The organism is Pseudomonas sp. H2_D02, assembly GCF_054677635.1.
The window spans coordinates 4,978,369-4,998,632 of record NZ_CP162816.1 but is presented as its reverse complement, the minus strand read 5'-3'; the positions used below and the strand labels follow the sequence as shown (position 1 = coordinate 4,998,632).

Sequence of the window (20,264 nt, the reverse complement as noted above, 5' to 3'; positions counted from 1 at the left end):
GTTTTGGATCAAACGTTGTGGTATTGGCTCATTCTTCCTCGTCCAGGTCATCTTCATGGATCAGGCCTTGGACGAAACGGAGGAAATTGGAACAAACAGGTCTCTCGGAGTGAGTCTGGTTCTCTTCAGGGCTCCGGCCGCTATCAAAGCTATCAGTTGTGAAATAGCTAACGGCTTCGGTATCAAGGTTCAGGCAAAAGAAGTTGCCACCCCAGTCATTTGCGAAAGGTAATAAATTCGCAGGAAGTAGCTGTTTCTTCAGCATTAGCTGGTAGGTGGATAACACCGTGGAATCACTACCAGCAATTGGCTTGAAGGCAGCCACTTCCAATGGCTCGTCGAAATCGTCGCCGAGCCAGTAGGTGCGCTCCGGTACGCCACCGTTGTACTTGAGGTAATGGCTCCGAAAGGGAGCCGGTAGACGCTTGCCAATGATAGATTCCAAACGATCCAGGTCCATCGAGGTAACGGCCGTTTCAGGGTCTGGAAATTTATTTTCAAGCATCACTGCCCTCCGGAGATTCATCCTCTACGCGTTAACTTTGTAGCGGAGAAGTCAACGCGATACTTTTCCAGCTCGCCTTTCGTTTTTTTTCCAAGAGCGAGGCTAAAGCGTCACCCTCAGGCAGCCCTTTCTTCGGCAGCTTGAAGGGAACCAGAACGTAGAGCTTTACCGAGTCCTCATGGTGTTCATCCACGGGTTCTTCGGTGGTGTTCCAAATTTTGTCCACGACCAACAGCGCGTCGGTATCGCTCGGCCAGCTGAGCTGGGCGAAGTCTTTATCTATTTTTGAAATGATCTGGCCTTCCGACAAGGGGCCGTTATCGAACGTGTGGCGAGCGAGCAGGGACAGCAACTCAACCGGGAAAACCCAAGGACTGTGCGGGGGAAAACCTTGCTGCGTGAGAGGCCAGTCACCGGGCAAACATACGAATAATTCGGTATGAGGGCTTTTGGCAAAAAGTCCGATGGTGAAGAGTAACTTGAACTTGTTCTTACCCTCGATGCAGCTGATACGCAGCTCCAGCCCCGCTTCATTACTGAAGGGACTTAGCTGCGCGGGTAAAACCCAACCTGCTGTGTTGTGCACGAAAGTGGCTATAGGTCCGCCGAATTCTTCGGCCGGGTTCTCAATAACGTCCATGATACTGACCGCCCCGGCTTTTCTTAAGACGGCCGCAATGTCTGTAAATCCCCACGTATTGGCGATGTCCAACGGCGCGTTATTCAGCCGGGTGTGCAGTCGATTGATGTCGGCATGGTGTTCTATAAGAAGATTGACGATGTGCTGGTGCCCGGAGGTGATCGCGTCAATCAGCGGGGTGGTTATGCTGTCAGGCCAACCGTCCACCAAGGCACCTGCCTCCAGAAACCATTGGCATGTTTGTAGATGTCCGTTGCCGCGGCGGCGGCGGCAAGGGGGGTGCTGTTACCAGAACTCGGGGCAGGCTGGTCCAGTGCAATACCTAAAGCCACCAATAAGCGGCAAACTTCGGTTTGACCCTGTTCGGCAGCCATGTGCAGCAACGTCTCCTGCCCCTCAAGGCCATACAGGGGTAGGTGCAATAGAGCGGGATTTTCCTCCAGGCGCTTTTTTAGCGAGGCTTCATTTCCCGAGGCGATGTCGGCATGAATGGCGGATAAAGCCTTGATGTTCTTTTCATAAATTTCTTCTGGGTTGGTCATTTAAAAAATTCCTTTTGCCATTTGATCACCCATTTTTTTCAATGCGTTTTCGACACTGGCCGTCCCACCGATGTCCGCTTTCTGAAGAATTTCATAAACTTTTTTCGCGCTGGCTACCGAGTGATTTCCCCCACCATTTTGGGCCCAAGTGAAGTTGCGCGGATCGTCGTTCAGGCCGATTTTGTGTTTGGTCAGAATTTTTTGCGAGTCGGTAATGTATTTTCGATTTTGCGCTCTCCAGCTTTTCGGAGCTTTTTCGCGGACGATATGATGGTAATGCGGCTTCACCATACCCTTAGGCGCAGGCCCCATCGCTCTCTTCTGTGAGGCGCTGAGTCGACAAACTTCCCAACCCCACGGATCCACCCACCCAATAGGATTCGGTGCGTATTGATAGAGGTTGAACCCACCTGCCAAGCCAATCGGATCCGGCGTAGTAAACCGCCCCACATCCGGATCATAAAACCTGAACGTATTAAAATGCAGCCCCGTTTCCCGATCCAGGTATTGCCCCTGGAACCGCAAATTCTGCTCTTCGATGTAGTACGGCTCGCGCACCTCTTCCAGCGTGTTGCCCCATACCCGATACGCAGCCTGCCAAACGTTGTGCCCGTCGGCTTCGGTGAGTTGTTCCGGCAGGCCGTTGAGGTCGTTGTGGTAGTAGCGGATCTTTTGCAGCGGGCCGCTGCCGTCGACGCGGGCCAGGGGTTCGTAGCCGTCGTCTTCGTAGAGGTACAGGCTGGTTTGCTGGTGGCGGTGTTCCTGCAACAGGCGCAGGCCATCCCAGGTGAAGCGAGTTTCGCCCAGCGGGTAACCATTGTTGTCGTGCTCGGCCTTGGCGATGCGCCGGCCCAGCGGGTCGTAGGCCATTTCCACCACGCTGCCGTTGTCGCTGCGCACCTCGATCAAGCGGCTTTCGGCGTCGTAGGCAAAGTGTTGCACGCCGCGTTTGGCGCTGCGTTTTTCGATCATCCGGCCGAAGGCGTCGTAGCGGTAGCGCTTGTCCTGGTAGGTCAGCAGTTTGTTGTGCACCACCAATCCGGCGCCGGGGGCTGGGCCGTCCAGCAGGTTGGCGGCGGCGTCGTAGGTGAAGGTCTCGCGCTGGCCGTGCAGGCTGTCCTGGCTGGCGATGATGCGGCCGGTGGCGTCGTAGTGCAGCAACTGGCGCTGTTGCGCGGCGGGTTGCTGGTCGAGTTTGCCGATGAGGTTGTCGGCGGGGTCGTACTCGAAGTGTTTTTGCACCGCCGCCGGCAGCAGCTGAGGGTTGGCTGCTGTGGCGGCGTTGTCGCGTGCGTAGGCGGCCGCTGCGGTCGTATTCACTGCGGGTGCTGATCTGCCCTTGGGTGCGCAGCACTTCGCGGTGCAGGCGGTCGCGCTCGAAGTCGCTGATGACCTGGCCGTCGAGGTTGATCTGGTGCAGGTTGCCGCTGCCGTAGTACAGGCGGTTGACCCAGCGGCCATCGGGCAGTTGGGTCTGGATCAGGTTGCCGAGTTCGTCGTAGTGATGTTGCAGGCTGCCGGCGCTGCTGTTTTCGGCGAGCAACTGGCCGGTGGCGTCGTAGGCGAAGCTCAGGGTCTGGGCGTTGCCCTGCAGGTCGGTGAAGGTGACGGCGGTGAGTTGGTCCAGCGGGTCGTAGCGGTATTCGGTGCGGCCGTCGTCGGTGACTTTGGCGATCAGGCGGCCCACGGCATCGCGTTCCAGGCAATGGACGATGGGCGCCGGCGGTATTTCGGGAATGAGCGCCAGGCCCGTGCCGTACGGTGCAGGCATCGCCGTCACTGCCGCGACGTTGTCGAGGCGGTCGTAGTCGTAGCGTTTGGCGCTGCCATCCAGGTCTTGTTGCTCGCTCAACCGATCCCCAGCGTCCCAGGCAAACCGGTAGCTCTCGCCATTCTCGTTGACCAGCGCTTGCAGCCGGCCGAAGCTGTCGTAGGCGAACTGCACTTGCCGGCCCTGGGCGTCGGTGCGTAGGCGGACCTGGCCGCGGCGGTTGTGCTGGTAGTGCGTGGTGTGCCCGACCGGGTCGGTGTAGCCGGTGAGCTGGCCGGCGCTGTCGCGCTGATAATGCTCGGTGCGGCCGTCCGGCAATTGGCTGCCCAGCAGCCGGCCTTGGGCGTCGTAGCTGAATTGGGTGCGCTCGCCGAGGGCGTCAGTGATGGTTTGCAGGTAACCGCGCGCGTCATAACTAAAGCGTGTCGGGTAACCCGAGCAATCAACGTGTTCGACCAGTTGGCCGAACGGGTTCCAGCGCAGCTTCTTGCTTTTGCCGGTCGCATCGATGATTTCTACCACCTGGCCGTGGGCGTCGTAGCGGTAGCGGGTGCGATGGCCCAGCGGGTCGGTTTGCGCCGTGCAGTTGCCGCGTTGATCGTAGCTGTACGTCCAGCTATTGCCGGCGGCATCAGTGTCCACCAGCGGCAGGGCCCAATGTTCGAGCCAGAGGGTGGACTCGCTGCGGCCCAACGGGTCGGTTTCGCTGATCAGGTTGCCGGCGTCGTCGTAGCTGAATGAGTACTGGCCGCCTTGTGGATCGGTAGCACTGAGCAACTGGCGCTCATCGTTCCATTCGAACAGCCACGTCTGGCCGAGGTTGTCGCTGAACCGGACGATCTGGTGCTGGCTGTTCCAGTGCCGGATGCTGGTGCGTTGCAGGCTGTCGCTGATGCGGGTGATGCCGGCTTGCAAGTCATAGTCGAACTGGTAGGCATCACCCTCATCAGTCCAGTGCCGGACCACGCGCCATTCCTGGTCATCGATCAAGGCCCATTCGTAGAGGCAGCGCAGGCCGGTGGGCAGTTGGTGCTCGACCATCCGCCGTCCAGCGTCATAGCTGAAGCGCCGTTGCATCTGGTTGCCAGCGTCGCGTACTTCGGCGAGATTGCCCGATGCGTCGTAGGCGTAGCTGACCAGCACTTCCCGCGATTGATCAGGGTAGAGCCGTTGAATCTGGCTGACGCGTTCGCCTTCTCGAATCAGCTCGACCTGCACCAGATCGAAGGTGTCGCGCAGCCGCACCAGGCGCCCGCCCTCGTCATAGTCGAGGTGGATACGGTTGTCGTTGCGGTCGCCCAGTTGGCTCAGGCGCAAGTGGGATGGGTTGGCCGGCGTGGGTTCGAACAAACGGTACAGGCCGTCATCGCTTTCGATCAGCAATTGCCCACTCACATGGCGGCGCACCGCCAGGCCTTCGCCGGCACTGAACACCGCGCCGCCCAACGGGATCGATCCCATGTCGATGGCGCGCGCCTGTTCGTCGGTGTAGACCAGGGTTTCGCCGCCGTCGGGGTGGGGCAGGATGTCGACCCGTACCTCATAGGTCACGCTCCAGCCGGCACCGAACAGGCTGTCGCGACGCTCGTCACGGCTGTTGTAGAAGCGTTGCCAGTCGATCGGCAGGATGCCGGGCAAGACGAAATCCAGCTCTTCACCACCGCCAAGCACCTTGGCGCCCGTGGCGGCGTGCACCGGATTGGATGAGCCCAGGGCCGCGTTGGCGGCTGCGTTCGCCGCGCTGCTGGCGGCCATGGACACCGCGCCGCCCACCAGCATGCACGGCAGCTTGCTGAAGAATTTGCCCTTGCCGCCCTTGAGCATCAACAGGGCTGTGACCGCCAGGCCAACACCCGGGGTCTTGCCGCTGCGGATCTCGCGCACCACCACCGAACCGCCGCCAATGGTCACGTTGGACGAAATCAGCCCGGCCGACACCACCGTTGCATCGCAGGTGCTGCGGTCGCCGCTGCGTACGGCGGGCTGGCCGTTGATGGTGACCTTGTCCGAACCTTCGGCCATGAACTGCGGTGGCATCGGCGGATGCTTCATGCAGATGACCAGGTCCTCCGGCTTGGGCACGGCGCCGGGGGCGGGCGTGGCGACGGTGGGGCGCCACATTTGCGAGAAGAACTCCCCGGCCATGTCCAGGTAGCTGGGTTCTTCTTCAGGCTCGGGCGCTTCAAGCTCGGTGCCGGCCGGGGCGACGTGGGACGGAATCGCCCCGGCGGCGCGGGCTGCGGGGATGTTATTGGTGAGGGTGTCAGTGGAGCCGGTGAGGATGTTGGCCTGGACCGTGGGCGGAAAGAGGGCGTTGCCGATGCCCTCGCATATATTGCTCAACCCTTTGTCGGCCCCGGTCTTGCTCATGGCAAGCCCGACCACCGTTCCCACCACCAGTCCGAGCACGAAGCAGCCCAGGCCGCCGGTGACCACGGTAATGCCCGTGGCCGCGACCACCGCGGCGGTCGCCACGGCAGTAATCGCAATGTTCGCCGCCACTTCCAGCACGCCGCCAAGGACGTCGGCCATCATCGAAGTGTGGTTGAGTGCATCGCCCAGGCGGGCAGCCCAGAGTGCGTCAGACATGCGCGAAGCCCAGGCCGATGCCTGTGTGCTGGAATGGTTCGATGCGTTTCATTGCGCCTGTCTCCCTGGCGGTAAGTTACGGGTCCGTCGTGATGTCAGCTTGACCAAGGGTTGAGCAGCGCCACGCCGCTGCTCTGGAAATCCGTCACGTTGCGCGTCACCACGGTCAACCCGTGGACCAGCGCGGTGGCGGCAATCAACGCATCGCATTCGTTGCTGCGATCGGGAACATGAAGACGCGCGCAGCGAAGCGCCACGGCGCGGTCGACTACGAGAATCCCTGCCGGCAAACGTGGGCATGACGTGGTTGTCCAGCCACGCACGCAGGCGACTGCCTTGCACCGGATCCTTGCGCTCGAAGCGCAAGACGCCGGTTTCCAGTTCCAGTACGGTAATCGCCGAGACGTAGAGGCTGGGGGCGGGCACGCTGCGCGCCCAGGCCTGCACGTTTTTATCGGCCTGGGGTTTGCGCAGCTCCGAGATGACATTGGTATCGAGTAGAAACATTCAGGACAGGTCCACCGAGCGGGGCGTAATGACGGCACGCTCGGCATCGAAGTCGATATCCGGCGCATCGGGCATGACCAGCAACTCGACAATGCTGGCGCCAACGCCGGTCAGTTTCTGGTACTCCTCAATGCTTAGCAGCACATGGGCCGGCTTGCCACGGTCGGTGATGATGACCGGCCCTTCACGGGTGGCTTTTTTGGCACCACTTGTGTCGTGGTTGAATTCGCGGCTGGAAATAGTGGTGACGGACATGCTGGCGTCCCCCAAGAAAATCGAATGTAGGCACGTTACTACTGGCGCCAGGGTGCAGGCAAGGGGAAACAGGCTCGTGATGTTTCGACGGTCGAAAAAAAAGGCCCCGCCAATCAGATTGGCGGGGCCTTCCGTGTACCAGTGACTCGCCTTACTGAGCGTCAGCGGCCGGAGCCTTTTCGCCGTGCGACAGGCTGTAGACATAGGCTGCCAGCAGGTGGACCTTGTCGTTGCCTTGCAGGTCAGCCTGGGCCGGCATCTGGCCCTGGCGACCGTAGCGGATGGTCTGCTGCAGCTGGGCGAAGCTCGAACCATAGATGAAGCCGGCCGGGTGCGTCAGGTCGGGAGCGCCCATGGCGGGCGTGCCCTTGCCGGCTGGACCGTGGCAGGCCACGCAGTTGGCTGCGAACAGTTTCTGGCCATTGGCTGGATCGGCCTTGGCGCCTTCGGGCAGCTTGCGACCGTGCAGGCTGGTCACCAGGTAGGAAGCCACGTCAGCCACGCCTTGCTCGCCGACCACGGCGGCCCAGCCCGGCATCACGGCGTGACGACCGCCCATGATGGTGGTCTTGATGGTCTCCGGCTCGCCGCCCCAGCGCCAGTCGGCGTCGGTCAGGTTGGGGAATCCGTAGGCACCCTTGGCGTCGGAACCGTGGCAGACCGAGCAGTTGGAAGCAAATAGGCGACCGCCCATTTTCAACGCTTGCGGGTCCTTGGCGACTTCTTCGATCGGCATGGAGGCGAATTTGGCGAAGATCGGACCGAACTTGGCGTCCGAGCGAGCCATTTCCTTTTCCCACTCGTGCACGCCGGTCCAGCCGGTCTGGCCGTTGGCGAAGGCGGTCTGCTTTTCGGTGTCCAGGTAGTTGTAGCCTGGCAGCAGGCCTTTCCAGTTGCCCAGGCCAGGGTAGAGGACCAGGTAGCCAAGGGCGAAAATGATGGTGCCCACGAACAGCATGAACCACCATTTCGGCAGCGGATTATCGTACTCCTCGATCCCGTCGAAGGAGTGGCCGACCGTCTCTTCGGTGGCTTCGCTGCGCTGGCCCTTGCGGGTCGACAGCAGCAGCCAGGTCAGGGAGAAGATCGTTCCCAGGCTGAGGACTGTGACGTACAGACTCCAGAATGTAGTCATTCTTTGTTACTCCTAGAAGCTTGCTCGACGTGCTTGATGGCTTCGGGATCATCCGCGAACGGCAGCAAGGTCGCGTCGTCGAACTCCGACTTGCGCTTGGGGCTGAATACCCACAGCGCCAGGCCGATGAAGGCCACCATCACGACGACGGTACCCAGGCCACGAATCATCCCGATATCCATCCAAATCACCGTTTGCTTTTGATGATGGTGCCCAGGCCTTGCAGATAGGCCACCAGCGCGTCCATTTCGGTCTTGCCCTTGACGGCATCCTTGGCACCGGCGATGTCTTCATCGGTGTAAGGCACGCCCAGGGTACGCAAGACTTCCATTTTCTTGGCGGTGTCTTTGCCGTCGAGCTTGTTTTCTACGAGGAACGGGTAGGCCGGCATCTTCGACTCAGGCACGACGTTGCGCGGGTTGTACAAGTGCGCACGGTGCCAGTCGTCGGAGTAGCGGCCGCCAACGCGGGCCAGGTCCGGGCCGGTACGTTTGGAACCCCACAGGAACGGGTGGTCCCAGACGCTTTCGCCGGCAACGGAGTAGTGGCCGTAGCGTTCGGTTTCGGCACGGAACGGACGGATCATCTGCGAGTGGCAGCCGACACAGCCGTTGGCGATGTAGATGTCCCGGCCTTCCAGTTCAAGGGCGGTGCGCGGCTTCATGCCCTCGACCGGCTTGTTGGTCACGTCCTGGAAGAACAGCGGAACGATCTGGGTCAGGCCGCCGATACTGACGGCGATGACCATGAAGAAGGCCAGCAGGCCGATATTCTTCTCTACTGCTTCGTGCTTCATCAGTGAGCTCCAACTACGGCGATCTTGGCGGCGGCTTCAGCTTCAGCCGGGTCAGAGGCACGAACGGTGCGATACACGTTGTAGGCCATCAACAGCATGCCGCTGGCGAAGAACGCGCCGCCCAGGGCACGCACGATGAAACCAGGATGGCTGGCTTGCAGCGCTTCGACGAACGAGTAGGTCAGGGTGCCGTCGTCGTTGATCGCACGCCACATCAGGCCCTGGGTAATACCGTTGACCCACATCGAGGCGATGTAGAGCACGGTGCCGATGGTCGCGAGCCAGAAGTGCGCGTTGATCAGGCCGGTGCTGTGCATCTGCGCACGGCCGAACAGTTTCGGGATCATGTGGTAGATGGCGCCGATGGAGATCATCGCTACCCAGCCGAGTGCACCGGCGTGTACGTGGCCGATGGTCCAGTCGGTGTAGTGGCTCAGGGAGTTGACGGTCTTGATGGCCATCATCGGGCCTTCGAAGGTCGACATGCCGTAGAACGCCAGCGATACCACCAGGAAGCGCAGAATCGGGTCGGTGCGTAGCTTATGCCAGGCGCCCGAGAGGGTCATCATGCCGTTGATCATGCCGCCCCAGCTTGGCGCCAGCAGGATGATCGACATCGCCATGCCCAGGGACTGCGCCCAGTCCGGCAGCGCGGTGTAGTGCAGGTGGTGCGGACCGGCCCAGATGTAGAGGGTGATCAGCGCCCAGAAGTGGACGATGGACAGGCGATAGGAATAGATCGGACGCTCGGCCTGCTTCGGCACGAAGTAGTACATCATCCCCAAAAAGCCGGTGGTCAGGAAGAAGCCCACGGCGTTGTGGCCGTACCACCACTGGATCATCGCGTCGGTCGCGCCCGAGTAGGCCGAATACGACTTGAAGAAGCTGACTGGCAGCGACGCGTGGTTGACGATGTGCAGCATGGCGGTCACGACGATGAAGGCACCGTAGAACCAGTTGCCGACATAGATGTGCTTGGTCTTGCGCTTGACGATGGTGCCGAAGAACACCAGACCGTAGGTCACCCAGACGATGGCCAGCAGGATAGCCAGGGGCCATTCCAGCTCGGCGTATTCCTTGGTGGTGGTGAAACCCATTGGCAAGGTCACGATCGCGCCGACGATCACCGCTTGCCAACCCCAGAAGGTGAAGGCCGCGAGGCTGTCGGAAATCAGTCGCGTCTGGCAGGTTCGCTGCACGACATAGTAAGAAGTGGCAAACAACGCACAACCACCGAAGGCGAAGATCACCAGGTTGGTGTGCAGCGGGCGCAGGCGTCCAAATGTCGTCCATGGCAGATCGAAGTTCAACTCCGGCCAGACCAGTTGCGAGGCGATGAAGACACCGAGCCCCATGCCAAGGATCCCCCAGACCACCGTCATGATGGCGAACTGGCGGACTACCTTATAGTTATAAGCAGTCGGACTGATTGCTGTGCTCATTCTAAGGTTCCACGGTTTGGGTGTTTTATTAGGATAAAAATCGGTCGCAAGTATGGAGAAAGCGGGGGGGCATTGCAACGCGCCATGACCTGGGTCAATGCTTTCCAAAGCTGATTCTGCGGCCTTTCCATGTTCTCTGTAGGGACAAAATTGGCCCACGGCAAAATGTCTCGACGAAGGAAGGAGGCGAGGGGGTCAGGTCGGTTGTAACGGGGTGTGTTCAAACACGGCGTTCGGGGGATGCCAGGCAACTGTCGCAACAGCCGGTATTCACCTGCGTTTGCGGCCTCTTGAACGAACGATTGTCGAACGCATCGGGTCGGATTGACCTGAAACCGGCAGTCGCCAGTGCACGCAAAGGCAAGCTTAGACCCGATTCCAGAGAATCGAAAGGAAGACGATGGGAGGGTGCGACAATGCGTCGCGCAGGGGAACGGAACAGCCGCATCCAGATGAATGCGGCTGTTCGTGTGGTCAGGATTTATTCGCTTTTGTGTTCAGCTTGCAGGCGTTCGGTGCTGGCGTTGTGGGACAGGCTGTAGACGTAGGCCGCGAGCAGCTGCACCTTGTCATTGCCCAGCAGCTCATTTTGCGCCGGCATGTGGCCTTGGCGCCCATGGCGAATGGTCTGCTGCAACTGGGCCAGGCTGGTGCCGTAGATGAAACCGGCCGGTTGCGTCAGGTTCGGCGCGCCCATGGCTTCGGTACCTTGGCCATTGGCGCCATGGCAAGCGACGCAGGTGGTGTTGAACGCTTGCTGGCCGGCTTGCAGGTCGGCACCGCTGTCCGCCGGCAAGGGCAGGCCCGCCAAGTCGTGGCGCACATACGCGGCCACGTTCTTGACCCCGGCGTCCCCCAGCACTTCGCCCCAGGCCGGCATCGCCGCCATGCGGCCACCCATGATGGTCGTCTTGATGGTGTCGGCCGCGCCGCCCCAGCGCCAGTTGCTGTCGGCCAGGTTCGGGAAGCCGAAGGCACCCTTGGCGTCCGAGCCGTGGCAGACCGAGCAGTTGGAGGCGAACAGGCGACCGCCCATCTTCAAGGCTTGTGGGTCCTTGGCGACTTCCTCTACAGGCATCGCCGAGAACTTGGCGAAGATCGGCCCGAACTTGGCGTCGGCCTTGGCCATTTCCTTTTCCCATTCATGGGCGCCGGTCCAGCCGTTGTCGTAGCCGGGCAGGATGCCTTTCCAATTGCCCAGGCCCGGGTAAAGGACCAGGTAGCCAACGGAAAACACCAACGTGCCGGCGAACAACAGGAACCACCATTGCGGCAGCGGGTTGTCGTATTCCTCGATGCCGTCGAAGCTGTGGCCCATGGTCTGGTCGACGCTGCCCTTGGTCTCGCCCTTGCGGGTGCCGATCAGCAGCCACGTCAGGCCGATCAGGCTGCCAATGGTCAGTACGCAGATCCACGTACTCCAGAAAGTGGTCATGACCGGGTACTCCTTGGTGCGGGGTCTTGGGGGGTAATGTCGGCGGGCGGTTCGTCGGCGAACGGCAGCAGGCGCGCCTGGGCGAATTCCGGCCCGCGCTTGCTGCTGTACACCCACAGGATCAGGCCGATGAAGGCGATGAACACCACGACGGTGCCCAGGCCGCGGATCATGCCAGTACTCATTTCAAGCACCATGGCTCACCTCTTGCTCTTGATGGCAGTGCCGAGCACTTGCAGGTAGGCGACCAGCGCGTCCATTTCGGTCTTGCCTTTGAGCGAGGCGACACTGCCCGCGATATCGTCATCGGTGTACGGCACGCCGAGGGTGCGCATGGCGCGCAGCTTGCCTTCGGTGTGGCTGCTGTCGACTGCCTGTGTCACCAGCCATGGGTAGGCCGGCATTTTCGACTCGGGCACGACGTTACGTGGGTTGTACAAGTGCGCGCGGTGCCAGTCATCGGAGTAACGCGCGCCGACGCGGGCCAGGTCCGGTCCGGTGCGCTTGGAGCCCCACAGGAACGGGTGGTCCCAGACGCTTTCGCCAGCCACGGAGTAGTGACCGTAGCGCTCGGTTTCGGCGCGGAACGGACGAATCATCTGCGAGTGGCAGCCGACGCAGCCTTCGCGGATATAGATGTCGCGGCCTTCCAGTTGCAGGGCGGTGTAGGGCTTCATGCCGTCCACCGGTTTGTTGGTCACGTCCTGGAAGAACAGCGGCACGATCTGGGTCAGGCCGCCGATGCTCACGGCCAGGACCATCAACAGCATCAGCAGGCCGACGTTTTTTTCGATTGTTTCGTGTTTCATGGCGGACTCCTCAAGCCATCTGCGCGGCAGCGGCGGCTTCGGCAGGCTGGTAGGCCCGCACGGTGCGCCAGGTGTTGTAGGCCATCAGCAGCATGCCGCTGAGGAAGATCGCCCCGCCTACCAGTCGCACGATGAAGCCAGGGTGGCTGGCCACCAGGGTTTCGACGAAGGAGTAGGTGAGCGTGCCGTCCTCGTTCACCGCACGCCACATCAGGCCTTGTGCGATGCCGTTGACCCACATCGAGGCGATGTAGAGCACGGTGCCGATGGTCGCGAGCCAGAAATGCGCGTTGATCAGGCCAATGCTGTGCATCTGCGCCCGACCGAAGACCTTCGGAATCATGTGATACAGCGCACCAATGGAAATCATCGCCACCCAGCCGAGCGCGCCGGCGTGTACGTGGCCGATGGTCCAGTCGGTGTAGTGGGAGAGGGCGTTGACGGTCTTGATCGCCATCATCGGACCTTCGAAGGTCGACATGCCGTAGAACGCCAGGGACACCACCAAGAAGCGCAGGATCGGGTCGCTGCGCAACTTATGCCAGGCGCCCGAGAGGGTCATCATGCCGTTGATCATGCCGCCCCAGCTTGGCGCCAGCAGGATCAGCGACATCACCATGCCCAGCGACTGTGCCCAGTCCGGCAGCGCGGTGTAGTGCAGGTGATGTGGGCCGGCCCAGATGTACAGGGTGATCAGCGCCCAGAAGTGGACGATGGACAGGCGATAGGAGTACACCGGGCGTTCGGCCTGTTTCGGCACGAAGTAGTACATCATCCCCAGGAAGCCGGCGGTGAGGAAAAAGCCCACGGCGTTGTGGCCGTACCACCATTGCACCATTGCATCCGTGGCCCCGGCGTACACCGAATAGGACTTGGTGAAGCTCACCGGCAGTTCCAGGTTGTTCACAATGTGCAGAATCGCCACGGTCAGGATGAACCCGCCGAAGAACCAGTTGCCGACGTAGATGTGCTTGGTGTTGCGCTTGGCCACGGTGCCGAAGAACACGATGGCGTAGGCGACCCAGACGATGGTGATCAGGATGTCGATCGGCCATTCGAGCTCGGCGTATTCCTTGGAACTGGTGTAGCCCAGCGGCAGGCTGATGGCCGCCAGCAGGATCACCAACTGCCAGCCCCAGAAGCAGAATGCGGCGAGTTTCGGCGCAAACAGCTGGGTCTGGCAGGTGCGTTGCACCGAGTAGAACGAACTGGCGAACAGGGCGCAGCCACCGAAGGCGAAGATCACCGCGTTGGTGTGCAGCGGGCGCAGGCGGCCGAAGCTGGTCCAGGGCAAATCGAAGTTGAGCTGTGGCCAGACCAATTGGGCGGCGAGAAAAACCCCGAGCCCCATGCCGACGATGCCCCACACCACCGTCATAATGGCGAATTGGCGGACCACCTTGTAGTTGTAGGCGGTACTGATAGAAGTGTTCATGGTTCCCCATCCACGGTTCAGCCGAAGTGAGCGCCTGCGCAAGGCAAGGCGGCGTTCTTCGCCTGGAGTTATAGGCAGACTAAAAGCGAGGCAAGCATGGACAAACAGCACAAGGCCAGTATTGACGGGGATCAATGGGCGCGATGCGTGGCGGAACGTGGCTGGTTGTGGACGGCGGCGAAACCGGGCGCTGACGCCGAGTCGCCGATCCTGATCCTGGCCCATGGTGCCGGTGCACCGATGGACAGCGGTTTCATGGAGGAAATGGCCGCGCGCCTTGCCGTACATGGCGTCAGTGTGTTGCGCTTCGAGTTTCCCTACATGGCCCAGCGGCGCCTGGACGGCGGCAAGCGCCCACCCAATCCGGCCCCCAAACTGCTCGAATGCTGGCGAGAGGTGTACGCCACGGTGCGGCCTTATGTCGCTGGGCGGCTGGCCATTGGTGGCAAGTCCATGGGCGGGCGCATGGCGAGCCTGCTGGCCGATGAGCTGGGCGCCGAGGCGCTGGTCTGCCTGGGCTATCCCTTCTATGCGGTGGGCAAGCCGGAAAAACCACGGGTCGAGCATTTGGCGGCATTGAAGACGCGAACCTTGATCGTCCAGGGCGAGCGGGATGCGTTGGGGAATCGAGAGGCGGTGCAGGGCTATCCCTTGTCACCGAGCATCGAGGTGATGTGGCTCGTGGCGGGGGATCATGATCTGAAACCGCTGAAGGTTTCGGGGGTTAGCCATGAGCAGCATTTGGACGCGGCGGCGCAGGGAGTGGCTGGGTTCTTGTCTCAAGATTGATGGCGCTCGTGCGGGCCTCTTCGCGAGCAGGCTCGCTCCCCACAATTGGAATGCATTTCAATGAGCCGCCTAGAACCCCTGTGGGAGCGAGCTTGCTCGCGATAGCGGCCTGCCAGACGACAAAAAACCCGGAAGCTTTCGCTATCCGGGTTTTCAGTTGCCAATTGAAATCAGCGGTTGAACCGCTCCACCAACGAATACTGCGTGTTGGCCGTGCGGGTCAGCTCCTCGCTGAGCAGCGCCGAGCTGTGGGCCTGGCCTGAGGTCTGGTCGGCCAGTTCCGAGATGTTGCTGATGTTGCGGCTGATCTCCTCGGCCACCGAACTCTGCTCCTCGGTCGCGGCAGCAATCTGAGAGGTCATGTCGGTGATATGCGCCACCGCTTCGCTGATCCCCACCAGCGCCTGGTCGGCTTCCATGACCCGCGCCACGCCTTCTTCAGCCTGGCGGTGACCGGCGTCCATGGTCTGCACGGCATTGTTGGCGGTCTGTTGCAGCTTGGCGATCAAGGCATGGATTTGCCCGGTGGACTCACTGGTGCGTTGGGCCAGTTGACGCACTTCATCGGCGACTACGGCAAAACCGCGTCCCATCTCGCCGGCCCGGGCCGCTTCGATGGCGGCGTTGAGGGCCAGCAGGTTGGTCTGGTCGGCGATGCCCTTGATCACATCAACCACGCCACCGATTTCATCGCTGTCCTTGGCCAGTTGGGTCACGGTCTGTCCAGTCTCGCCTACCACGACCGACAGGCGCTCGATGGCCTCGCGGGTTTCCCCGGCGATGTCGCGACCACGCCCCGTGAGGCGATTGGCCTCCTGGGTGGCATCGGCGGTGCGCTGCACATGGCTGGCGACTTCCTGGGTGGTGGCGGCCATCTGGTTGACGGCAGTGGCGACCTGTTCGGTTTCCACGCGCTGGCGTTCCAGGCCGCTGGAGCTGTCGTGGGCCAGGGTATTGGATTGCCGGGCTTGCGCATTGAGATGCTCGGCGGTGTCCTGCAAGCGGGTGAGGCAGGTTTTCAGACGGGCTTCCTGGCTGAGGATCGACATTTCCAGGCGTGCCTGGGCGCCGCGGCTGTCGGTGTACATCTGCGCGATCAGCGGATCGGAAGTGGTTTGCTCGGCCAGGCGCAACAGGCGCTTGATCCCACGTTGCTGCCATTGCAAGCCCAACAGCCCCAGCGGCACGGATAGCAGGGCGGCCAGGGCAAAGCCCCAGGAAGAGTCAAGGAAAGCACCGACGACGAAGCTCAACTGGCTGACGAGGATGAATGGCAGCCAGTCTTGCAGCATGGGTACCCATTTATCGCTGCTCGGAACCGCGGACTTGCCCTGGTTGATGCGTCGATAGAGTGCTTCGGCCCGGGTGATCTGCTCGGCCGTCGGCTTGACCCGTACCGACTCGTAGCCGACCACCTGGTTGCCCTCGAAAATCGGCGTGACGTAGGCGTTGACCCAGTAATGATCGCCATTCTTGCAGCGATTCTTGACGATGCCCATCCAGGGTAATCCCTGTTTCAGGGTGTTCCACATGTGTGCGAACACGGCTGACGGGACGTCGGGGTGGCGCACCAGATTGTGCGGTGCATGGATCAGCTCTTCCTTGGAAAACCCACTGATTTCAACGAACGCGTCGTTGCAGTAGGTAATCACACCCTTGGCATTGGTGGTGGAAATCAATCGCTGCTGGGCCGCGAAAGTCCTTTCGCGTTGTGTGACAGGCTGGTTGTTACGCATGGTATGTAGTCCGCAAGGCTTTGAGAGGTTGTCGGCACCGTCAGCTTTTAATTGAAATAATTCTGCCCGGCGGTATCACGCCAGCATCGGGTAGGTAAATAGGGCGAAATGAAGCAGGTTCAAGCCAAAGTGCGTGGCAATCGCGGCGCCCAGGCCGCCGAATCGGTAGGCCAGTCCATAACCGATCCCGGCCAGGCCCGACAACAACACCCAGTGCCATCCCGCGCCAGCATGCACCAGGCCGAACAACAACGAGGACAGGATCAGCGCCAGGGATTCGCCATGACGTAGAAGCTTGAAGCACCGGCTCAGGCCTCCTTGAATGTAGCCACGAAACAGCGCCTCCTCCACCAAGGTCACCAATAAAAGATTATTGAGTACCCAGAGCCAGGCCTGGTCCGGCCACTTCGGCGCCCATTCGATCATGCCCAGCAGCAGGGCCCCACCCAAGGCCAGCGTGGTGCTCAAGCATAGCCCGAGCACCGTGGCGTAGACGAACCCGCGAAACGGCCGCCGGCCGACGATCCACGGGCAGGCCAGCAGCAGCCAGAAGCCGATCAGCGGCTTGTCCTGGTTCAAATACATGGCAAACCGTGTGGCGTCATCGGTCAAACGTTGTGCTGCGATGGCCCGCCCGTTGAAAAAACCCGGCATCCAGTGCAGCGCCAGCGCGATCGCCAACACCAGGAACAAACAATGCCCGAGAAACTGCCCGACGGGCATCTTTTGTTGGCGAACCGCATACCCGGCGAACAGCAACAGCGCGATTGAGATGGCTGCAGTCCAGGTGAGATGACCATAGGCCAGGGCCATGGCATAGCCGGCCGAGAGAAGGGCCAGGTACGGCCAAGGTAGGGCGGGCATATCAAATCCTTTGAGGCGGAAAACTGTCGAGGCTTGTCGACGCCGAATGGGATTATAGGCAGACCCATACGAAAACACCGCCCAAATGAGACGGTGTTTTCGTAAGACGCTTCTTTTTATCCTGTAATTAATTGCCGTAGGACAAAGTGCAGGATCCCGCCGGCCTTGAAATATTCCACCTCGTTCAAAGTATCAATCCGGCACAGCACTTCGATCCGCTCCTGGCTGCCGTCTTCGCGGGTAATGACCACGGGCAGGTTCATGCGCGGCGTCAGCTCGGTGTCGCTCAGGCCGAGGATGTCCAGGGTTTCCTTGCCGGTGAGGTTCAGGCTCTTGCGATTCTGATCAAGCTTGAACTGCAGTGGCAATACGCCCATGCCCACCAGGTTGGAACGGTGGATGCGCTCGAAACTCTCGGCGATCACCGCCTTGACCCCGAGCAGGTTAGTGCCTTTGGCGGCCCAGTCCCGGCTCGAGCCGGTGCCGTATTCCTGTCCGGCGATCACCACCAATGGCGTGCCGGTCGCCTGGTACAACATTGCGGCATCATAGATCGACATGCGTTCGCCGTTGGGGATATAGACCGTGTTGCCGCCTTCTTCCCCGCCGAGCATCTCGTTGCGGATACGGATATTGGCAAAGGTACCTCGCATCATCACCTGGTGGTTGCCCCGTCGCGAGCCGTAGGAGTTGAAGTCCCGAGGCTCCACGCCCTGTTCGCGCAGGTAACGGCCGGCGGGGCTGTCGGCCTTGATGTTACCGGCCGGGGAGATATGGTCGGTGGTCACCGAGTCCCCCAGCAGCGCGAGTACCCGCGCCCCTTCGACATTCTTGACGGTGGGTGGTGGCCCGCCAATGTCATCAAAAAACGGTGGATGTTGAATATAGGTCGAGTCGGCTTGCCAGACGTACGTGGCGGCTTGTGGCACCTCAATCGCTTGCCATTGTTCGTCGCCGGCGAACACGGCGGCATATTCCTTGTGGAACATGCCGGTGTCGACTTTGGCCACGGCGTCGGCGACTTCCTTGCTGCTCGGCCAGATGTCCCGAAGGTAGACAGGGTTGCCGTCGCGATCATTGCCCAGCGGTTCGCTGCTGATGTCGATGCGCACGGTGCCGGCCAGGGCGTAGGCGACGACCAGCGGCGGTGAAGCCAGCCAGTTGGTTTTCACCAGCGGATGCACACGGCCTTCGAAGTTGCGGTTGCCCGACAGCACCGACGCCACGGTCAGGTCTGCTTTCTGGATGGCTTTCTCAATCGGGTCGGGCAGGGGCCCTGAGTTGCCGATACAGGTCGTGCAACCGTAACCCACCAGGTCGAAACCGAGCTTGTCGAGGTATTCGGTCAGGCCCGCGGCGTTGTAGTAATCGGTGACCACCTTCGAGCCCGGCGCCAAGGAACTCTTGACCCAAGGCTTGCGGACCAGGCCTTTTTCCACGGCTTTTTTCGCCAGCAACCCGGCGGCCATCATCACGCTGGGGTTAGAGGTGTTGGTGCAGGACGTAATCGCCGCGATGACCACCGCGCCGTTTTTCAGCCGATGGGTCTGGCCTTCGAATTCATACTCCGCTTCACCCACCTGATCGGCGTTGCCCACCGCGACGCCTCCGCCGCCCTCGCTTTCCAGGCGACCTTCTTCCTTGCTGGTGGGTTTGACTTGCAACCCGAGGAAGTCGCTGAAGGCCTGGCCGACATTCGGCAGTGCCACTCGGTCCTGTGGACGCTTGGGGCCGGCGAGGCTGGCTTCGACGCTGCCCATGTCCAATTCCAGCGTGTCGGTGAACACCGGTTCCTGACCGGGCAGGCGCCACAGCCCCTGGGCCTTGCAATAGGCTTCCACCAGCTTCACGGTTTCCGTCGGACGGCCGGACAGGCGCAAGTAGTCCAATGTCACATCGTCCACCGGGAAAAAGCCGCAAGTGGCACCGTATTCCGGGGCCATGTTGGCAATGGTGGCGCGGTCGGCCAGGGGCAGGTCGGCCAGGCCATCGCCATAGAACTCGACGAATTTGCCCACCACGCCTTTCTTGCGCAGCATCTGCGTGACGGTCAGCACCAGGTCGGTGGCGGTGATGCCTTCGCGCAGCTTGCCGACCAGTTTGAAGCCGATGACTTCGGGGATCAGCATCGACACCGGCTGGCCGAGCATCGCCGCTTCCGCCTCGATCCCGCCGACACCCCAGCCCAGCACGCCGAGGCCGTTGATCATGGTGGTGTGGGAGTCGGTGCCTACCAGGGTGTCGGGGAAGGCGTAGGTGCGGCCGTCTTCTTCTTTGGTCCAGACGGTGCGGCCCAGGTATTCGAGATTGACCTGGTGGCAGATACCGGTGCCAGGTGGCACCACGCTGAAATTGTCGAAGGCGCTCTGGCCCCAGCGCAGGAACGCGTAGCGTTCACCGTTGCGCTGCATTTCGATGTCGACGTTCTGCTCGAACGCCTGTCGGCTGGCGAACTTGTCCACCATCACCGAGTGGTCGATCACCAGGTCAACCGGTGACAGCGGGTTGATCCGCTGGGGATCGCCGCCGGCCTTTTCCACGGCGGCGCGCATGGCGGCCAGGTCGACCACCGCGGGGACGCCGGTAAAGTCCTGCATCAGCACCCGCGCCGGGCGGTATTGGATCTCGCGGTCGGAACGACGCTCTTTCAGCCAGCCCGCCAGGGCCTTGAGGTCAGTGCCGGTGACGGTTTTTTCATCTTCCCAGCGCAGCAGGTTTTCCAGCAGCACCTTGAGGGACATGGGTAATTTGTCCAGGTCGCCCAGGCTTCGCGCTGCATCCGGCAGGCTGAAATAATGGTAGGTCCTGGCATCGACTTGCAGTGTCTTAAGGGTTTTCAGGCTATCAAGGGACGGCATTGAAATCACTCCTTTGAGTCCGCACGGCTACGGACTGACGGAACGGACAGAGCCTTTAACCTAGCCCTGTTTTGAGCGTATGACTAATCACTGGACTCTATAGGAAGGTTCGCGGTTCCGAACTCCGCTATCATGCGCCGGTTTTCGTGACAGGCT

Annotated in this window: 16 protein-coding genes and 2 pseudogenes; 1 reads left to right on the top strand and 17 read right to left on the bottom strand. The window is 61.1% G+C overall.

Going from position 1 to position 20,264, the window contains the following annotated elements; genetic code table 11:
* Positions 1 to 28: 28 nt before the first annotated feature.
* The 14 genes and pseudogenes from AB4N42_RS22780 to ccoN (AB4N42_RS22715) all read right to left on the bottom strand — a co-directional run bounded on the left by AB4N42_RS22780 (position 29) and on the right by ccoN (AB4N42_RS22715) (position 13,861).
* A complete protein-coding gene (locus tag AB4N42_RS22780) occupies positions 29 to 505 on the bottom strand; it encodes an SMI1/KNR4 family protein (RefSeq protein WP_198797758.1) in 477 nt (158 codons plus the stop codon).
* A 31-nt stretch (positions 506 to 536) separates the two neighbouring features.
* Positions 537 to 1,352: a suppressor of fused domain protein gene (locus AB4N42_RS22775; RefSeq protein WP_460115410.1), complete on the bottom strand. Its 816-nt coding sequence runs from the start codon at positions 1,350 to 1,352 to the stop codon at positions 537 to 539.
* Entirely contained in the window at positions 1,328 to 1,687 is a 360-nt protein-coding gene (locus AB4N42_RS22770; RefSeq protein WP_460115409.1) for a hypothetical protein, read from the bottom strand. The genes AB4N42_RS22775 and AB4N42_RS22770 overlap by 25 nt, the downstream gene beginning before the upstream one ends.
* A pseudogene (locus AB4N42_RS22765) lies at positions 1,688 to 6,047 on the bottom strand (RHS repeat-associated core domain-containing protein).
* Between the two features lie 95 nt (positions 6,048 to 6,142).
* Positions 6,143 to 6,554 (bottom strand): annotated as a pseudogene (locus tag AB4N42_RS22760) (PIN domain-containing protein).
* On the bottom strand, positions 6,555 to 6,809 hold the full coding sequence (locus tag AB4N42_RS22755; protein ID WP_030140903.1) for a type II toxin-antitoxin system Phd/YefM family antitoxin: 255 nt from the start codon (positions 6,807 to 6,809) through the stop codon (positions 6,555 to 6,557). It abuts the pseudogene before it with no gap.
* Between the two features lie 151 nt (positions 6,810 to 6,960).
* Positions 6,961 to 7,944: a cytochrome-c oxidase, cbb3-type subunit III gene (gene ccoP, locus AB4N42_RS22750; protein ID WP_030140904.1), complete on the bottom strand. Its 984-nt coding sequence runs from the start codon at positions 7,942 to 7,944 to the stop codon at positions 6,961 to 6,963.
* Positions 7,941 to 8,126, bottom strand: a complete 186-nt coding sequence (locus tag AB4N42_RS22745; protein ID WP_003183474.1) for a CcoQ/FixQ family Cbb3-type cytochrome c oxidase assembly chaperone — start codon at positions 8,124 to 8,126, stop codon at positions 7,941 to 7,943. The genes ccoP (AB4N42_RS22750) and AB4N42_RS22745 overlap by 4 nt, the downstream gene beginning before the upstream one ends.
* Positions 8,127 to 8,131: 5 nt before the next feature.
* Positions 8,132 to 8,740, bottom strand: a complete 609-nt coding sequence (gene ccoO / locus AB4N42_RS22740) for a cytochrome-c oxidase, cbb3-type subunit II (RefSeq protein ID WP_003199605.1) — start codon at positions 8,738 to 8,740, stop codon at positions 8,132 to 8,134.
* On the bottom strand, positions 8,740 to 10,182 hold the full coding sequence (gene ccoN / locus AB4N42_RS22735; protein ID WP_030140905.1) for a cytochrome-c oxidase, cbb3-type subunit I: 1,443 nt from the start codon (positions 10,180 to 10,182) through the stop codon (positions 8,740 to 8,742). Before ccoN (AB4N42_RS22735) ends, ccoO (AB4N42_RS22740) begins: the two co-directional genes overlap by 1 nt.
* Positions 10,183 to 10,663: 481 nt before the next feature.
* A complete protein-coding gene (gene ccoP, locus AB4N42_RS22730) occupies positions 10,664 to 11,617 on the bottom strand; it encodes a cytochrome-c oxidase, cbb3-type subunit III (RefSeq protein WP_198797754.1) in 954 nt (317 codons plus the stop codon).
* Positions 11,614 to 11,814, bottom strand: a complete 201-nt coding sequence (locus AB4N42_RS22725) for a cbb3-type cytochrome oxidase subunit 3 (RefSeq protein WP_030140907.1) — start codon at positions 11,812 to 11,814, stop codon at positions 11,614 to 11,616. Before AB4N42_RS22725 ends, ccoP (AB4N42_RS22730) begins: the two co-directional genes overlap by 4 nt.
* Positions 11,815 to 11,817: 3 nt before the next feature.
* Positions 11,818 to 12,426, bottom strand: coding sequence for a cytochrome-c oxidase, cbb3-type subunit II (ccoO, locus tag AB4N42_RS22720; protein ID WP_003183469.1), 609 nt, complete (start codon positions 12,424 to 12,426; stop codon positions 11,818 to 11,820).
* Between the two features lie 10 nt (positions 12,427 to 12,436).
* Positions 12,437 to 13,861, bottom strand: a complete 1,425-nt coding sequence (gene ccoN, locus AB4N42_RS22715; RefSeq protein ID WP_030140908.1) for a cytochrome-c oxidase, cbb3-type subunit I — start codon at positions 13,859 to 13,861, stop codon at positions 12,437 to 12,439.
* A 96-nt stretch (positions 13,862 to 13,957) separates the two neighbouring features.
* Between ccoN (AB4N42_RS22715) and AB4N42_RS22710 the strand changes: the two genes are divergently transcribed.
* Positions 13,958 to 14,650: an alpha/beta family hydrolase gene (locus tag AB4N42_RS22710; protein WP_460115408.1), complete on the top strand. Its 693-nt coding sequence runs from the start codon at positions 13,958 to 13,960 to the stop codon at positions 14,648 to 14,650.
* 170 nt (positions 14,651 to 14,820) lie between these two features.
* Here AB4N42_RS22710 and AB4N42_RS22705 read toward each other — a convergent pair whose 3' ends face one another.
* The 3 genes from AB4N42_RS22705 to acnA form a co-directional block, all read right to left on the bottom strand.
* Positions 14,821 to 16,386, bottom strand: coding sequence for a methyl-accepting chemotaxis protein (locus tag AB4N42_RS22705; RefSeq protein ID WP_460115407.1), 1,566 nt, complete (start codon positions 16,384 to 16,386; stop codon positions 14,821 to 14,823).
* Between the two features lie 75 nt (positions 16,387 to 16,461).
* Complete coding sequence (locus tag AB4N42_RS22700) at positions 16,462 to 17,250, bottom strand: CPBP family intramembrane glutamic endopeptidase (RefSeq protein ID WP_030140911.1); 789 nt, start codon at positions 17,248 to 17,250, stop codon at positions 16,462 to 16,464.
* Positions 17,251 to 17,366: 116 nt separating this feature from the next.
* Complete coding sequence (gene acnA, locus AB4N42_RS22695) at positions 17,367 to 20,108, bottom strand: aconitate hydratase AcnA (protein WP_407684163.1); 2,742 nt, start codon at positions 20,106 to 20,108, stop codon at positions 17,367 to 17,369.
* Between the last annotated feature and the right edge of the window lie 156 nt (positions 20,109 to 20,264).

What these genes read in the sequence shown, in the direction of transcription:
- AB4N42_RS22780 (WP_198797758.1), bottom strand. Translation starts at nt 505, where the DNA reads ATGCTTGAAAATAAATTTCCAGACCCTGAAACGGCCGTTACCTCGATG.
- AB4N42_RS22770 (WP_460115409.1), bottom strand. Translation starts at nt 1,687, where the DNA reads ATGACCAACCCAGAAGAAATTTATGAAAAGAACATCAAGGCTTTATCC.
- AB4N42_RS22755 (WP_030140903.1), bottom strand. Translation starts at nt 6,809, where the DNA reads ATGTCCGTCACCACTATTTCCAGCCGCGAATTCAACCACGACACAAGT.
- ccoP (WP_030140904.1), bottom strand. Translation starts at nt 7,944, where the DNA reads ATGACTACATTCTGGAGTCTGTACGTCACAGTCCTCAGCCTGGGAACG.
- AB4N42_RS22745 (WP_003183474.1), bottom strand. Translation starts at nt 8,126, where the DNA reads ATGGATATCGGGATGATTCGTGGCCTGGGTACCGTCGTCGTGATGGTG.
- ccoO (WP_003199605.1), bottom strand. Translation starts at nt 8,740, where the DNA reads ATGAAGCACGAAGCAGTAGAGAAGAATATCGGCCTGCTGGCCTTCTTC.
- ccoN (WP_030140905.1), bottom strand. Translation starts at nt 10,182, where the DNA reads ATGAGCACAGCAATCAGTCCGACTGCTTATAACTATAAGGTAGTCCGC.
- ccoP (WP_198797754.1), bottom strand. Translation starts at nt 11,617, where the DNA reads ATGACCACTTTCTGGAGTACGTGGATCTGCGTACTGACCATTGGCAGC.
- AB4N42_RS22725 (WP_030140907.1), bottom strand. Translation starts at nt 11,814, where the DNA reads ATGGTGCTTGAAATGAGTACTGGCATGATCCGCGGCCTGGGCACCGTC.
- ccoO (WP_003183469.1), bottom strand. Translation starts at nt 12,426, where the DNA reads ATGAAACACGAAACAATCGAAAAAAACGTCGGCCTGCTGATGCTGTTG.
- ccoN (WP_030140908.1), bottom strand. Translation starts at nt 13,861, where the DNA reads ATGAACACTTCTATCAGTACCGCCTACAACTACAAGGTGGTCCGCCAA.
- AB4N42_RS22710 (WP_460115408.1), top strand. Translation starts at nt 13,958, where the DNA reads ATGGACAAACAGCACAAGGCCAGTATTGACGGGGATCAATGGGCGCGA.
- AB4N42_RS22705 (WP_460115407.1), bottom strand. Translation starts at nt 16,386, where the DNA reads ATGCGTAACAACCAGCCTGTCACACAACGCGAAAGGACTTTCGCGGCC.
- AB4N42_RS22700 (WP_030140911.1), bottom strand. Translation starts at nt 17,250, where the DNA reads ATGCCCGCCCTACCTTGGCCGTACCTGGCCCTTCTCTCGGCCGGCTAT.
- acnA (WP_407684163.1), bottom strand. Translation starts at nt 20,108, where the DNA reads ATGCCGTCCCTTGATAGCCTGAAAACCCTTAAGACACTGCAAGTCGAT.